Origin of the sequence: Psychromonas sp. (assembly GCF_047632995.1) — a bacterium.
Classification (GTDB): Bacteria; Pseudomonadota; Gammaproteobacteria; order Enterobacterales; family Psychromonadaceae; genus Psychromonas.
Genome location: NZ_JBLIEK010000094.1, coordinates 1 through 14635 on the forward strand (window position 1 = coordinate 1; position 14635 = coordinate 14635).

General features: G+C 41.3%; 15 protein-coding genes and 1 pseudogene. 8 read left to right on the top strand and 8 right to left on the bottom strand.

Going from position 1 to position 14635, the window contains the following annotated elements; genetic code table 11:
- Positions 1 to 261 (bottom strand): annotated as a pseudogene (locus ACJAT7_RS14070) (glutathione-dependent disulfide-bond oxidoreductase); the annotation flags it as partial.
- A 96-nt stretch (positions 262 to 357) separates the two neighbouring features.
- Positions 358 to 2865: an ATP-dependent helicase HrpB gene (gene hrpB, locus ACJAT7_RS14075; protein ID WP_415227433.1), complete on the bottom strand. Its 2508-nt coding sequence runs from the start codon at positions 2863 to 2865 to the stop codon at positions 358 to 360.
- Between the two features lie 386 nt (positions 2866 to 3251).
- Here hrpB and dksA point away from each other — a divergent pair, with 386 nt between their 5' ends.
- The 7 genes from dksA (at position 3252) to panD (ending at position 9073) form a co-directional block, all read left to right on the top strand.
- A complete protein-coding gene (gene dksA, locus ACJAT7_RS14080; RefSeq protein ID WP_415227434.1) occupies positions 3252 to 3701 on the top strand; it encodes an RNA polymerase-binding protein DksA in 450 nt (149 codons plus the stop codon).
- Positions 3702 to 3763: 62 nt separating this feature from the next.
- Positions 3764 to 4672 carry a tRNA glutamyl-Q(34) synthetase GluQRS gene (gene gluQRS / locus ACJAT7_RS14085; RefSeq protein WP_415227435.1) on the top strand — a complete coding sequence of 303 codons (909 nt, stop codon included), beginning with the start codon at positions 3764 to 3766 and terminating at the stop codon, positions 4670 to 4672.
- Positions 4673 to 5104: 432 nt separating this feature from the next.
- A complete protein-coding gene (gene pcnB / locus ACJAT7_RS14090; protein ID WP_415227436.1) occupies positions 5105 to 6442 on the top strand; it encodes a polynucleotide adenylyltransferase PcnB in 1338 nt (445 codons plus the stop codon).
- Complete coding sequence (folK, locus tag ACJAT7_RS14095; protein ID WP_415227447.1) at positions 6435 to 6917, top strand: 2-amino-4-hydroxy-6-hydroxymethyldihydropteridine diphosphokinase; 483 nt, start codon at positions 6435 to 6437, stop codon at positions 6915 to 6917. The genes pcnB and folK overlap by 8 nt, the downstream gene beginning before the upstream one ends.
- Positions 6918 to 6966: 49 nt before the next feature.
- Positions 6967 to 7761 (top strand): 3-methyl-2-oxobutanoate hydroxymethyltransferase, encoded by a 795-nt coding sequence (gene panB / locus ACJAT7_RS14100; protein WP_415227437.1) that lies wholly within the window; start codon positions 6967 to 6969, stop codon positions 7759 to 7761.
- Positions 7762 to 7778: 17 nt separating this feature from the next.
- Positions 7779 to 8633: a pantoate--beta-alanine ligase gene (gene panC / locus ACJAT7_RS14105; RefSeq protein ID WP_415227438.1), complete on the top strand. Its 855-nt coding sequence runs from the start codon at positions 7779 to 7781 to the stop codon at positions 8631 to 8633.
- Between the two features lie 59 nt (positions 8634 to 8692).
- Positions 8693 to 9073 carry an aspartate 1-decarboxylase gene (panD, locus tag ACJAT7_RS14110; protein WP_415227439.1) on the top strand — a complete coding sequence of 127 codons (381 nt, stop codon included), beginning with the start codon at positions 8693 to 8695 and terminating at the stop codon, positions 9071 to 9073.
- A gap of 74 nt (positions 9074 to 9147) precedes the next feature.
- Here the strand turns inward: panD and ACJAT7_RS14115 are convergent, their stop codons facing one another.
- The 6 genes from ACJAT7_RS14115 to hpt all read right to left on the bottom strand — a co-directional run bounded on the left by ACJAT7_RS14115 (position 9148) and on the right by hpt (position 13774).
- A complete protein-coding gene (locus ACJAT7_RS14115; RefSeq protein WP_415227440.1) occupies positions 9148 to 9768 on the bottom strand; it encodes a protein-methionine-sulfoxide reductase heme-binding subunit MsrQ in 621 nt (206 codons plus the stop codon).
- 9 nt (positions 9769 to 9777) lie between these two features.
- Positions 9778 to 10806 carry a protein-methionine-sulfoxide reductase catalytic subunit MsrP gene (msrP, locus tag ACJAT7_RS14120; RefSeq protein ID WP_415227441.1) on the bottom strand — a complete coding sequence of 343 codons (1029 nt, stop codon included), beginning with the start codon at positions 10804 to 10806 and terminating at the stop codon, positions 9778 to 9780.
- 84 nt (positions 10807 to 10890) lie between these two features.
- Positions 10891 to 11550, bottom strand: coding sequence for a tRNA (guanine(46)-N(7))-methyltransferase TrmB (trmB, locus tag ACJAT7_RS14125; protein ID WP_415227442.1), 660 nt, complete (start codon positions 11548 to 11550; stop codon positions 10891 to 10893).
- Positions 11547 to 12320: an ABC transporter permease gene (locus ACJAT7_RS14130; RefSeq protein ID WP_415227443.1), complete on the bottom strand. Its 774-nt coding sequence runs from the start codon at positions 12318 to 12320 to the stop codon at positions 11547 to 11549. The genes trmB and ACJAT7_RS14130 overlap by 4 nt, the downstream gene beginning before the upstream one ends.
- The gene (locus ACJAT7_RS14135) at positions 12310 to 13233 is read right to left on the bottom strand and encodes an ABC transporter ATP-binding protein (protein WP_415227444.1); all 924 of its coding nucleotides are present in this window, start codon (positions 13231 to 13233) and stop codon (positions 12310 to 12312) included. The genes ACJAT7_RS14130 and ACJAT7_RS14135 overlap by 11 nt, the downstream gene beginning before the upstream one ends.
- A 13-nt stretch (positions 13234 to 13246) precedes the next feature.
- On the bottom strand, positions 13247 to 13774 hold the full coding sequence (hpt, locus tag ACJAT7_RS14140) for a hypoxanthine phosphoribosyltransferase (RefSeq protein WP_415227445.1): 528 nt from the start codon (positions 13772 to 13774) through the stop codon (positions 13247 to 13249).
- Between the two features lie 400 nt (positions 13775 to 14174).
- On the opposite strand from hpt, the gene ACJAT7_RS14145 reads away from it, so the two are divergent.
- Entirely contained in the window at positions 14175 to 14468 is a 294-nt protein-coding gene (locus ACJAT7_RS14145; protein WP_415227446.1) for a hypothetical protein, read from the top strand.
- The last annotated feature ends 167 nt before the right edge of the window (positions 14469 to 14635 follow it).

Genomic DNA, 14635 nt, shown 5'->3' on the forward strand with positions numbered 1-14635 from the left:
GAACTGTTGGCCTTCACCAATTTGGATCAAGTGCGCATCATATTCAGCCTCGCTAATACCAAGCAGCAATAGTTCTTCGAGCATAATTGTCACTTTTTGACCATTGGGCGTGCCCATGGAATACAATTGCAACGAATGCTTGCCCACAGGCAAATCCTGTTTGTGCCTTGCGCCTGAATCAGGGCGATTAATACTTGCCCACTGACCACCATTTTCATGATTCTGGGTCCACACTTTTGCTGGAACATATTCGTTTGCCATCTTTTTTCCTCACTATCAATAATTTATACACTGTAGTTGATCTTAATCATAATGTAAAAAAGCCAAGCGGGTTCACAATTTCAGGTACGGTTGATGCTATTTTCTGTTTTTAATCGAGCGTCCGGGCAGCTCTTCAAGCGGCGCTTCCGGCCAGCGATGTTTGGGATATCTGCCGCGCATCTCTTTGGCGACATCAAAGTAGGAAGTGCGCCAAAAATTGGCTAAATCACTGGTCGTTTGAATGGGCCTGCGCGCAGGTGAAAGCAGTTCAAAACGGATCGGAATAGTATTGTTCGCCAGCATCGGTGAGTCTAACTGGCCAAACATCTCCTGCAAAATAATAGCGACAGTCGGCCCTTGATTTTCATCATAACGAATTGCCATTGATTTTCCGCTCGGTGCCAGATAAACCTCGGGCGCTTGACGCGCTAAAGTTTGGCTTTCCTGCCAAGTTAAGGTCGCCATCAACAAATCAGTGATATTCATTTTTCTAAGCTGCTTGATGGTTTTTATATGGCTTATGTAGGGCAATAACCAGTTATCTAACTGGCTGATTAAATAAGCCTCGCTTATTTGTGGAAAGCCATCCATTACAGCGCCTAGCCATTTCGCTCTCGCCAACCATGACGCGCACTTTTTCGTCCAGTTAAGAAATGATAATCCTTCCTGCTTAAGGATGTCGGCAACACATTTAGCAAATTCATTATCAGGAATAGCGCTTACTGTTTTTTCTTCCAACACCAGCGACCGGTAGGTTAACTGCTGCCGGCCAATGACTTTTTCTTTTTTATTATCCAAAGAGTAATAAGTTAGATCCTCTAACTGCTCAGCCAATACCGCTTTAATCTGCATCATTGAAACGCTTACACAGCTGTAGATGTTACCGTCTCTGTTTTTCCCATCGCAATCACAGACGACAAGCCAGGGTTCCCCCTGCACAGCGTCGAACTCTCTAAGCGTGACACCTCGTCCGTTGGCAAGCAGATAGCGGTTGCTTTGCGCACTGCGTATTTTGGCTAAACGATCCGGGTAGGCCGTCAGTAATAAGGCGCCCGCATAATGGTTTAAGTCCGACAAACTGATAGGCTCATTCAGCGTCGGCAAGCCCAGTGATTTGGCAAAAGATTTAGCCAGGGTGATCACTTGCTCTAAGGTGCCGACATTCACTCTCTGCGCTGCCTTTACGGCCCTTCTATCTGCCAGATAATCATTAAACAAAATAACGCGCTCAATAATATCAGCGCTCTGCGCGTTGAATAAAATATCACGTTCACCAAGCAGTGCCGCCAAGACAGAGGCGATTCTTTTTTCTAATGCGGATTCACAGTGCAGCAACATACTGGCAAGCCTTGGCTCAAGGCCCATTTTTAGCGATCTCGCTCCCAGCTTGCTTATTTTGTTATTAACATCCATTAAACCTAATGAGCCATTAAGGGAACAGGCCACATCAAAGTGATGTTTAGGTGGCGGCGTTAGCCAGTTAGCATCCTCAAACTTTGTAATTCCCCAAGCCGCCAGATCCAATACTAAACTTGTTAAGTCTGTATTGGTTATCTCTTCTGCCTGAAATTCATTAAACCCGTTGTGTTTCGCTTCGCTGTATAAGCGAATGCAACGGCCACTTTGTAACCGCCCTGCTCGCCCAGCACGCTGTGTCGCCGAGGCTTTGGATATATAAGTTGTTTCTAAACGAGACAAGCCGCTTTTAACATCATAGCTTAATACCTTTTCTAACCCGGAATCGATAACTGTACTGATCCCCTCAATGGTTAAACTGGTTTCCGCAATATTGGTGGAAAAGATAACTCTGCGTTTACCCTCTGAATTTTTGCTCAGCACCAACTCCTGCTGCGCCAGAGGCAAGCCGCCATATAAAGGAAGCAGATTAAAACGTGAGCCATATTGCGCTTGAGATAATGCAATACATTTTTTTATATCGCCTTGCCCGGGCAAAAAAACCAGAAGATCCCCTTCGCTGCTGTCGTTTAACGCCACATTCAGCGCATCCATAACTTGCTGATCAAGATATCTTTGCGAGTTATTTATGTATTCAATGTCAACGGGATAAGTTCGTCCCGGACATTTGAGTACGGGCGCATGGCTCAAGTAATTTGCAATCAGATTGGTATCAATAGTGGCGGACATAATCAATAACTTCAAGTCATCCCGAAATGCTTGTTGTACTTCCACCGCGAGCATTAAGGCTAAATCAGCATGAATCGAGCGTTCATGAAATTCATCGAAAATAATCAATCCAACCTCACTCAATTCAGGATCATTTTGCAGACGGCGGGTTAATATCCCTTCAGTGACAATTTCAAGTACGGTATCGTTAGAAATTTTGCGCTCATTGCGAATTTGGTAACCAATACGCTGCCCCACTTTTTCACCTAAAAGTTTGGCCAGATAAAAGGCGATCGATTTAACCGCAACTCGCCGCGGCTCCAGTAAAATAATCTTTTTACCCTTTAAAAAAGGCGCATCAAGCAGACTTAACGGAACTACGGTCGATTTACCCGCTCCCGGCTCAGCTTGCAGCACTAATGCCTGAGATTGACTCAGTATCTCTTGTATTTTCGGAATAAAAGCATGGATAGGAAGCACGTATAAAATAACCTAAATAGAAGCGGTAATGATAAATAGCGCAGATTATAACTGAAAATCCAGCGCCACGTTATCGACGGACGTAAACTTGCCTGCATAGTTTTCCAAGCAGGCCTCTGAATGGGGATTCACATAAATAGAGGGATCTAATAATATTGTCTGCAGGAGAAGTACAATAGTTGCGATCCTCTGCAAAAAAACAACTATAATATCATAAATTAAAACATCCTATTTGACTGCACTGCATTTACTTGCTATAGATAGCCGCCGAAATTAAGCACTGCTATTTTTGCTTAATTTCTAGGAAATTTTTAATCTCATTTTGTCACTGTATTGATGCAAGAAAATTCGCGCAGTCAATCATGCATCAATTAAAGGAAAGTTCTATGACAACCAATAATACTAAAAAAACATTGGGTATTCTAGCCATTGCCGGAGTGGAGCCGTATCAAGAAAAAACCGGCGAAGAGTACATGGATAAAGCACAGCGAGAGCACTTCACGCAAATTCTTGAAGCATGGCGTACACAGTTACGTGAAGAAGTTGACCGTACAGTTGATCATATGAAAGATGAAGCGGCTAATTTCCCCGATCCTGTTGACCGCGCAACACAAGAAGAAGAGTTTAGCTTAGAGCTACGTGCACGTGATCGTGAACGTCGTTTAATTAAAAAAATATCGAAAACATTGAAAAAGATTGAAGAAGATGATTTTGGTTTCTGTGAGTCTTGCGGCGTAGAAATTGGTGTTCGTCGTTTAGAAGCGCGCCCTACTGCAGATCTATGTATCGATTGTAAAACACTAGCAGAAATTAAAGAGAAACAAATTATTGGTTAATTTATCTCTTTTTCTAAAAATAACGGTTAGCCTTGTGCTAACCGTTTTTGTTTAGGGAGCCAATGCTCTTGCCTAATTTACCTGCCGCGCTAAAAACAGCTTATCGAGGCCGCTTCGCGCCTTCCCCTTCTGGGCAGCTGCACTTTGGTTCATTGGTGGCAGCTTTGGGCAGCTATCTGCAAGCTAAATCTATGCAGGGTTCTTGGCAAGTTCGTATTGATGATCTTGATCCCCCGCGCGAAGTCGCTGGCGCAGCAGCAGATATCCTGCAAACCTTAATGGCGTATGGGTTAAATTGGGATGGTGAGGTTATCTATCAAAGTAAGCGAAGCCAAGCCTATGAGAAAGTACTCGCTCAACTGGCCGCGCAAAAACTCTGTTATGGCTGCGCATGCACGCGCAAAAAAATCAAACTGCAAGGTGGCCTCTATTTGGGCTGTTGCCGGGATAAACAGCTCCCCTTCAACGGTAATGCGCTGCGTATTAATTTACAAAACCAGGGGAAACCTACCTGCCATTTTTATGATCAACTGCAGGGTGAACTCTATTTAAACAGCAGTGAAGCGCGCGAAGATTTCATTATTAAGCGCAAAGATGGTTTATACGCTTATAACCTTGCGGTAGTGGTAGATGATATTGATCAGGGAATAACCGAAGTAGTACGCGGCGCGGATCTGCTCAATACCACAGGCAAACAAATTGCCCTTTATCAATTGCTTAATATCCCCCCCCCTAAATATATCCATTTACCTGTCGCGGTTACATCACCAGGACAGAAGCTATCTAAACAAAATCATGCCTTAGCTATCAATAAAGACAACCCGATTCCGACATTATTAAGGGCATTGGATTTTCTCGGGCATACTGTGACAAACAATGTTGATACAACAACTTGCTCAAAAATATTAGAATGGGCCATTGAAAACTGGTGTTTGCATAAAATACCAGCACAACATGAAATTCAGATTTGAAAATTAATTTGTTTTTAACGCGCCACGCACATAAAATAAGCGCTTGAATTTTTCAAGCTACATTAAATACCTAAGCTACGTGCAAATGTAGGCGTCAGCAAGGCGATAAGTAACTAGATTTCAGGCATAAAGTCGAAGGTCTAGTGATTCTACATCAGCGGCGTTATAACGCCGATGATGATTACTTATCTCCTTGCCGTACGTGAGCCTAGCTCGAAAGCCAGCACTGCGTTACAATATTCGAAAATGGAATCACCATTCTCTTCATATCGTGCCTTGTTCTGACATCCGAACTAGGTTCTGAATTTACATTTCCAAGTAGTTTGGTATAAAACATCAATCACCGAGGATAGGGTTATTAAACGATTAAAAAAATTCGTTAAAAATGTGTTTACTAAGAAAAACAAAAAAACACCAGAAGCGATATTGGATATGTATAAAATATCACGAGACAAGCACACCATCTCACGTAAAAATATTGATGGAAATGCATTGAAGGTACTGTATCGCTTACATAACGCGGGTTTCCGTGCGTTGTTGGTAGGTGGTGCTGTGCGTGATTTGTTGCTTGGACTAAAACCAAAAGATTTTGATATTACGACCAATGCAACGCCGGAAGAGGTCAAAGATCTGTTCCGTAATTGCCGTTTAATTGGTCGCCGCTTTCGTTTAGCGCATATTCTCTTTGGCCGAGAAGTGATTGAAGTTGCTACTTTCCGCGGTCATCACGATGATGACGATGGACAAGATGCACAAAAAGTAAAGCAATCACAAGCTGGTATGTTACTGCGGGATAATGTTTACGGCTCGTTAGAGGAAGATGCTGAACGCCGTGACTTTACCGTTAATGCGCTCTATTACGATATTGCTGATTTCGCCATTTATGATTTCTGTGGTGGAATGAAAGATCTCGCAGATCGAAAATTAACCTTAATTGGCGATCCTGATGTGCGTTACCGCGAAGATCCGGTGCGCATGATGCGCGCGATTCGTTTTGCCGCCAAATTAAATCTCACCATCAGTGAATCATGTGCAGAGCCAATTCGTCGCTTAGCACCACTTTTACAAGATATCCCTGCAGCCCGTCATTTTGATGAAGTGATTAAATTGCTGCTTTCAGGACAAGGCCTGGCAACTTACCGTTTATTAAAAGAATACAAATTGCTGCAGATATTATTCCCTATTCTGTTTAAAGATGGGGAAGACGATAAAGCCAGTGCCATTATTGAGCAGGCACTGATTGATACTGATACCCGTATCGCACAGGGCAAGCGCGTCACCCCCGCTTATATTTATGCCATTATGCTCTGGTATCCGCTTGAGCAGCGCGCCCAAGAGATGAGTTTTGAAAGCGGCATTGAGTATCATGATGCCTTTTTATTAGCAATGAATGAAGTACTGAGTATTCAGGTAAAAACGATTGCTATTCCGAAACGTTTTACTGCCGCTATTCGCGATATCTGGATTTTACAACTGCGCTTACCGCGCTTTGGCGGTAAACGAGCACAGCGCGTTTACCAACATATTAAATTCCGTGCCGCTTTTGATTTTCTCTCATTACGTGCCAAGGTAGAACAAAGCAAAGAACTTGCGGAATTAACCGCTTGGTGGCAAGAATACCAAGAGCATAATGAATTACCCCAACATGACTACAGTTATAAAACGACTAATAAAGCCATTGAGAAGAAGCCGGATAGTACAAAGCCTTATAAAAAACGTAAATATTCAGGCAGTAAACGTAAAGCAACAGCAGTTAGCAGTGATGATTAGTTATATCGCTATCGGCAGCAATCAAGCAACGCCAATCAAACAAGCGCGACAAGCAATTGTCGCGCTTAAAGCGTTGCCCAGGACGCAGTTAATAAATAGTTCGTCATTGTACAGCAGCGCCCCGATGGGACCGCAAGATCAACCCGATTATGTTAATGCGGTCGCGCAGCTAGATACGCAGTTATCAGCGCTGCAATTATTAGACGAACTGCAAAAAATAGAGTTATCACAAGGGCGGGAGCGCAAAGCGAAACGTTGGGGGCCCCGTACTTTGGATCTTGATATTATCTTATACGGTAATGAAGAGATAAATAACGCACGCTTAACTATTCCCCATTATGGGATGAAAGTACGCGAATTTGTGCTTTACCCATTATTAGAGATAGCCGAAAATCTTGTCCTGCCTGATGGGACAGCGTTATCGAAATTAGCAGCGCAATGTGATAAAAATGGCTTGATCATCATCAATGATTGATTTAAACCAATAATTACAAATCATACATATTTCTAATTTAGGAGTAATCATGGCTAAAATTAGTGTTTCCCGTTTGGCTAAAATGAAACAAGAGAATAAAAAAATAACCTGTATTACCGCATATGATGCAAGTTTTGCGGCAATTTTTGATCAGGCTGGAATCCAAGTTTTATTAATCGGCGACTCTCTTGGCATGGTTTTACAAGGACATGACTCCACTCTCCCTGTTACCGTTGAAGATATTAAATACCACACTCAATCTGTTGCCAGTACGGCCACTAATGCACTGATTATGTCTGATTTGCCTTTTATGAGTTATGCAACGCCTGAGCAGACTTATGAAAATGCAGCAGTCTTGATGCGTGCCGGCGCCAATATGATCAAATTAGAAGGCGGTAAATGGCTTGCTGAGTCTGTACAGGGACTCGTTGAACGCGGAATTCCCGTTTGTGGACACCTGGGTTTAACGCCGCAATCGGTTAATGTATTTGGCGGCTATAAGGTACAGGGACGAGAGGAAGATAAAGCAGAATTACTTATTAGAGATGCATTAATACTCGAAAAATCGGGTATACAGTTATTAGTATTAGAATGCGTACCGGTGCCGCTTGCCGCTCGCGTAAGCAAAGCAGTGCAGATTCCAGTAATAGGCATTGGCGCAGGCAGCGAAACTGACGGGCAAATTTTAGTGATGCATGATGCATTTGGCATTTCCGCGGGGTTCTGCCCTAAATTCTCCAAAAACTTCTTAATTGAGACGGGAGATATTCGCAGCGCGGTGACACTTTATAAAGAACAGGTGGAAAACGGCTCATTCCCATCTTCTGAACACAGTTTTTACTAGTAGATAAGAATAATAATATGCACATTATTAACCAGCCCGAACTCTTGCGGGAAAAGATTCAGGAACTAAAACAACAAGGGTTAACCATCGCATTTGTCCCGACTATGGGCAATTTGCATGATGGGCACTTACAGTTAGTGCGTCAGGCTAAAGAAAAAGCAACAATTGTTGTGGTCAGTATTTTTGTTAATCCGATGCAGTTTAATAATGCACAAGACTTGCAGAATTACCCTAAAACAGTTGAGGCAGATCAGCGACTGCTTGAACAGCAAGGGGTCGATATTGTTTTTATCCCCTCGCCTGAAGTGATTTACCCAAATGGTTTAGAAAAACAAACTTATGTTGAAGTACCGGGATTATCGGATTGTTTAGAAGGTGAACTTCGCCCGGGTCATTTCCGAGGCATGAGCACCATAGTTAATAAGCTTTTTAACCTGGTGCAGCCTGATTATGCTTGTTTTGGTGAAAAAGATTTTCAGCAGCTGGCAATCGTTAAAAAAATGGTCATTGATTTGGCCATGCCTATTGAAATTATTGCAGTGGCAACAGTGCGTGAAGCAAGTGGTTTAGCAATGAGCTCGCGTAATAATAAACTGACACCTGCTGAAAAAGAAAAAGCGCCCTTGTTGGCGCAGATAATGACTAAGCTCGCCACAGATCTACAAAATCAACAAATTGACCATACTAGATTAATCGCTAATGCATCGGCAGAGCTCGACAGCAATGGGTTTAATACGGATGCGATTCATATTGTTGACAGCAGCACATTACAACCGGTCGATAGCGATAGCAAAGCAATCGTTATTTTAATGGCAGCCTTTTTAGGCGCTACACGTTTAATTGATAATAAAATAGTAAATTTGCGCCATTAAAGATTTTACTTTATAGTCGCCACTTGCTCGAATTATTACTAGAAAAGAAAGGTTTTTGTATGCAAAAAACAATGCTTACCGGCAAACTTCACCAAGCACGCGTGACACATGCTGAATTAAATTATGAAGGTTCATGTGCTATTGATCAAAATTTACTAGATCAAGCTGGCATTCTCGAATACGAGAGAATCGACATTTATAATATTGAAAATGGCGCACGTTTTTCAACTTACGCAATTTCAGGTGAACGAGGTTCAAAAATCATCTCCGTTAATGGTGCTGCAGCACGAATGGCAGCCGTTGGTGATCGTGTGATTATCTGTACCTACGCAAGTTTAAATGCGGCGGAAATTGCAAATCACAAACCAAGTTTAGTGTACTTAGATGCACAAAATAATATTGTTCGCACCAGTAAAGATGTTCCCGTACAGGTGGCTTAATAACCAATAGACTAAAAAACAATAAAAAAATCCGATAACAGTCACTCTGCTATCGGATTTTTTATATCTAAAATTTATTTCCTAATTTTAAGCATACTTTGAAAAAGTAGAGATTTAAAATAAGCTTTACGCTGCACCAGTAATAACAGGCAGATAACTATATAAATTGTCGCCTCAATTAAACCCGCCTTAACTGACCAGTAATAATGTATAACGGCAAACAGCGCCGCCCAGTAAACAAAACGATGTAATGTGAACCAGGCTTTTTTCATTTTATTTTTTATGCTATTGAGTGATGTAATAGTTAAGAGTAAAAGAATAATCCAGGTCGCCGCACCGAAGCTTAAATAAGGACGCTTCACCACTTCATCAATAAACAAAAAAAACTGCCAGTTCAGCTCCAGCCAGAGAAAAGTCGTGAGGTGTAAACAAGCCCAAACAAAGCTATAGATCCCCAATAAGCGCCTCGTTCTAATCAACAAAGGCTGCTTAAAGCGCTTAGCAACAGGCGTAACCAGGAGTGTCAGAAATAAAAAATTGAGAGCTGTTTTACCTAAAAAGTGGATCATCTCTTTGACTGGATCAGCCCCTAAGCGCCCTGAATCAATGAGATAATATAGATACAAGAAAGTGGCTAAGGCAGACAGATGAATAACCGTTTTTATTATCAATACACCTTTTACTGATATTTTCATTGCCACCCTTTAAAAATTACGCTTAAGATCTAAACCACTGTACAAACCAGCCACCTCTTCCTGGTAACCATTAAAGGGTAAGGTTGGCTTACGTGTTTGTGAAAATAGATTCCCCGCACCAATAAAACGCTCACTTGCCTGGCTCCAGCGAGGGTGATCAACATCAGGATTCACATTGGCAAAAAAACCATATTCAGAAGCGGCTATTTTCTGCCAAGTATTAACCGGGGCTTTATCGGTTAAACTAATGCGCACGATCGATTTAATGCTTTTAAAACCATATTTCCATGGCACAACCAAGCGAATCGGCGCGCCATTTTGTGGTGCCAGGGTTTGCCCATATAAACCAACCGAAAGCATAGTTAATGGGTGCATCGCCTCATCTAAGCGCAATCCTTCAATATAGGGATAATCAATACCGCCACCTACACGAGAGGCGCGCTGACCTCGCATCTGCTGTGGATCATATAAGGTTTCAAAACGAACATACCTGGCAGTGGACTTTGGCGACACGGACTTAATTAAATTGGCGAGGGTAAAACCTAACCAAGGGATATTCATCGACCACGCTTCGACACAACGCATTCGATACAAGCGCTCTTCAATCGCAAAGCGTGTTAACAGATCTTCATAATGAAGAGTGATCGGTTTATCAACTAATCCATCAATGGTAAGCGACCATGGATCGACTTTAGTCTGTTGCGCGTATTTATATGGGTCACCTTTACCTGTTCCATACTCATAAAAGTTATTGTATTGCAGGATTTTCTGCTCTGGCGTGAGCGGGGTTAATGATTGATAATTACTGTTTTTGAGGTATTGCAACTTATCACGTGCAAATAAAAGATCCGAATTGTCAGATCCCTTTTCATTATCAGAAAACAGATCAAACAATCCAGCGTGAGCAGGTTTAACAAAAGGAATAGTTAATGCCGCCAAACCCAATGCCTTAATAATATTACGGCGATTTAAATAAACACTCTGATCCGTTAATTGTGATTCTTTAAGATCTGATCTTTTACGGGTTTTAATAAGCATCGCTTTCCCTTACGAAGTTAACTGTCTAAATATAGACCACGTAAGGCAGGAATTAATTGCACGACAAGAAACAAAAGCAACGATTTACTTAAGCGTTGCAGTTAAACGTAATGACTTTTGTCCACTTGCCCAATATTTTCGTTCAAATGGGGTAATAGAGGTTTCACTGACAAACGTCTCTACGTGGCACGATTGCTTGGCAAGCTCTAATGCACGGGCAAATTCATGGATATAAGTAAACCAATTACTGCGCAGCTCCAGCTCTCCACCAAGCGCTAAAATAGCAGGAAATACCGCACTGCCGTGCCAGCGGCGCTGCAAATGATTCGCTTTCGGCCAAGGATTAGGATAAAGCAGATAATGGTGCGACAGATGCCAATTAGCATCAACCGCCAAGCGCCAGAAATCATTAAGATTAACCTGCAATAAGCGGTAATTATCGGCAATTGATTGCGGGTGTTTAGCTAAACGATCCGCCGACTTATCCAAACCTAATATAATCGCTTCGGGATGTTTTTTCGCCAGATGATAAGTGCTTTCACCAACGCCGCAGCAAGAGTCTAAGATAATCGGCTTACCTTGCTGTTCAACCCACTTCTCACACTCTTTGAATGCAGCTAACGTATGCGCTTGGTAAGGTTTACGAAAAGCATGTTTTAAATGCTTTAATACAACTTGTTCCAGATCCTTATGTACGCCCTCTTGGTTAGAAGTAATAACTCTGGAATTACCTAATTCACTCATGAACGGATACCTACACCCTTTTTCAGCAGCACTGAAACTAGGCTATAAAGTGCCACAGTAAAGGCAACAATAACCAAAAATGACCAAACTAATGAAACATCTGATATGCCTAAAAATCCATAGCGGAAAGCATTAATCATATAAAAAATGGGATTGAAATGTGAAACACCTTGCCAGAATTCAGGTAATAAACTGATTGAATAAAAAACACCGCCGAGATAAGTCAAAGGGGTCAAAATAAAGGTTGGAATAATGCTGATATCATCAAAGGAGCGTGCAAAAATCGCATTCAATAAACCACCAATGGAAAATAAAACCGCAGTACATACCACGCTTAATATCAAAACGGGAAGATTGTATATCTGCAGATCGACAAAGAACAGAGAAACACAGGTGACCATAAAACCAACGATCAATCCTCGTGTCACACCTCCTCCTATATAGCCCCAAATAATAATGTAATTAGGCACCGGCGCGACCAATAACTCTTCAACATTGCGTTGAAATTTAGCACTAAAAAAAGATGATGCTACATTGGAGTAGGAGTTAGTGATCACGGACATCATAATCAGTCCCGGCACAATAAATGACATGTAACTAAAACCGCTCATTTCACCAATACGCGAGCCAATTAAATTACCAAATACAACAAAATAGAGGCTCATGGTAATGACAGGCGGAACAAGTGTCTGTATCCAAATACGCAGGAAACGGTTGATCTCTTTTATCCAGAGACTTTTTAACGCTATCACATATGCACTATTCATCATGTAAATTGCCTTTTTCTACAAGTCCAATAAAGAGTTCTTCTAAGCGGTTCGCTTTATTTCGTAAACTGTTAACACGAATAGCCTGCGCACTCAATTCTTCAAATACTTTGTTTAATGACTGCTGTTTACCCAACTCAACTTCCAAGGTATGTTGATCTAGTTGGGTGATTTTAAAATGTTTACTTGTTGGTGGTTGTGCCGGCGGATCTATATCGAGAATAAAGGTCTCACTATCAAGTCGTGCCAATAAAGATTTCATACTGGTATTTTCAACTAAGCGGCCTTTATCAATGATGCCAATATTACGACATAGCATTTCAGCCTCTTCCAGATAATGCGTCGTAAGGATAATAGTCACTCCCTGTGCATTGAGTTTTTTTAGAAACTTCCACATAGAGCGGCGAACTTCAATATCAACACCCGCGGTTGGCTCATCGAGTATAAGCAGTCTCGGCTCATGCATCAGCGCACGAGCAATCATTAAACGACGTTTCATACCACCTGACAGCTCGCGGGAAGGTTCGTCTCTTTTATCCCAAAGATCGAGTTGTTTAAGATATTTTTCGGCACGCACAAAGGCTTCTTTTCTATTAATTCCATAATAGCCAGCTTGATTAACCAGTATCTGCACAGGCACTTCAAATTGATTGAAATTAAACTCCTGCGGTACTAAGCCGATTTGGCTTTTTGCCAATTCAAGCTGCGTATCGAGATCATAACCAAATACATTCACTTTCCCTGCACTTTTATTAACAAGCGATGAAATAATACCAATTATTGTCGATTTACCCGCACCATTGGGACCCAGTAAAGCGTAAAAATCACCTTCCTTAACTTGTAAGGAGATTCCCTTTAACGCTTCAACACCACCTTTATAAATTTTTTTTATATTCTGTAAATCGATTGCATACATCTTGCTGTTTGCCTTATTTATCAAAGTTAACTATGCCAATATAAGGAAGATTTCGATAAAGTTGGGCGTAATCCATGCCATAACCGACAACAAACTTATCTTCAATGGAAAAACCTTGCCAGTTAACAAAAACGTCAACCTCACGGCGAGACGTTTTATTCAGTAATGCGCAGATGGCTAGAGATTTTGGATCACGTAGTAACAACATCTCTTTGATTTTATTGAGAGTGTTACCTGTATCAATAATATCCTCAATGATCAGCACATCACGACCATGAATCTCTTCATCAAGCTCTTTTAATATTTTTACTTCGCCACCATCAGTAGTTTTGCCATAACTTGAAGTCGCCATAAAATCTAAAATTACCGGCACAGTCAATAAACGGGATAAATCTGCTAAAAAGATAGCAGAGCCTCGTAATAGTCCAATAAGAATAACTTCTTCACTGTTTTTATAGTGGTCATTGATCTCTGCAGCTATTTGTTGAACACGCAATTCGATCTCTTGTTTAGAGAACATAGTTGTAAGCGTATGGCCCATGAAAACTCCGACTAGTTAAAATAACCAATAATTATATCATTAAATGATTACATCTAAACGCACAATCAAGCGGGACAGGTAAAATGGCCAATTAAATTCTCAAGGGTTTCACCTTTACATTAATTTGCTATAAAAATTAAAGAGATAAACTATAGTTAATTAATGGAAGTTGGTTAAATATTTTCGCAGCATGAGTAATACCAAAAGAATTAATGAAGTGATCAAGTATGGCGCAGGAAAAATTAGCACTAACAAGGCGTGAGTTGCAGGAGATAGTTGTTCTCACTTCAAAACTCACAACGCAGTTAGCGTTGATTTTAACAAGCAAGACTGATCACCTTTTTAGTTCCTTTGGTATAAATGCAAGGGTATGTGATTTCAAATAAATAAGGAGGCGAATATGATCTTCTCACGCGGACAAGTTCTACTGTGCGAAAATGGTACATGGCGAAAAATAACAGGTGTTAATCGCTGGAAAAATGAAGTCTACTATACAACTAATGCGACAGGAGGTACCAGCGTCCATACAACTAAAAATATGAGCATGCAATTTTGGTGCACTTATCATGAAGTACGCAGAGTAGGTTCTGTACATAAAGCCATTCTTTGCGGTAAATTACCAGAGCTTACAAAAAGTGCACACAGCAAAGGATTACACTTTGCAGAGAAACAACTGCTTTTAGCATTAAGGTGAATGTTTTAATAACGGAATAGTTCTTTATAGCCCGCCGTTTATACCAAAGGAATTAATGAAGTGATCAAGTATAGCGCAGGAAAAATTAGCACTAGCAAGGCGTGAGTTGCAGGAGATAGTTGTTCTCACTTCAAAACTCACAACGCAGTTAGCGTTGATTTTAACAA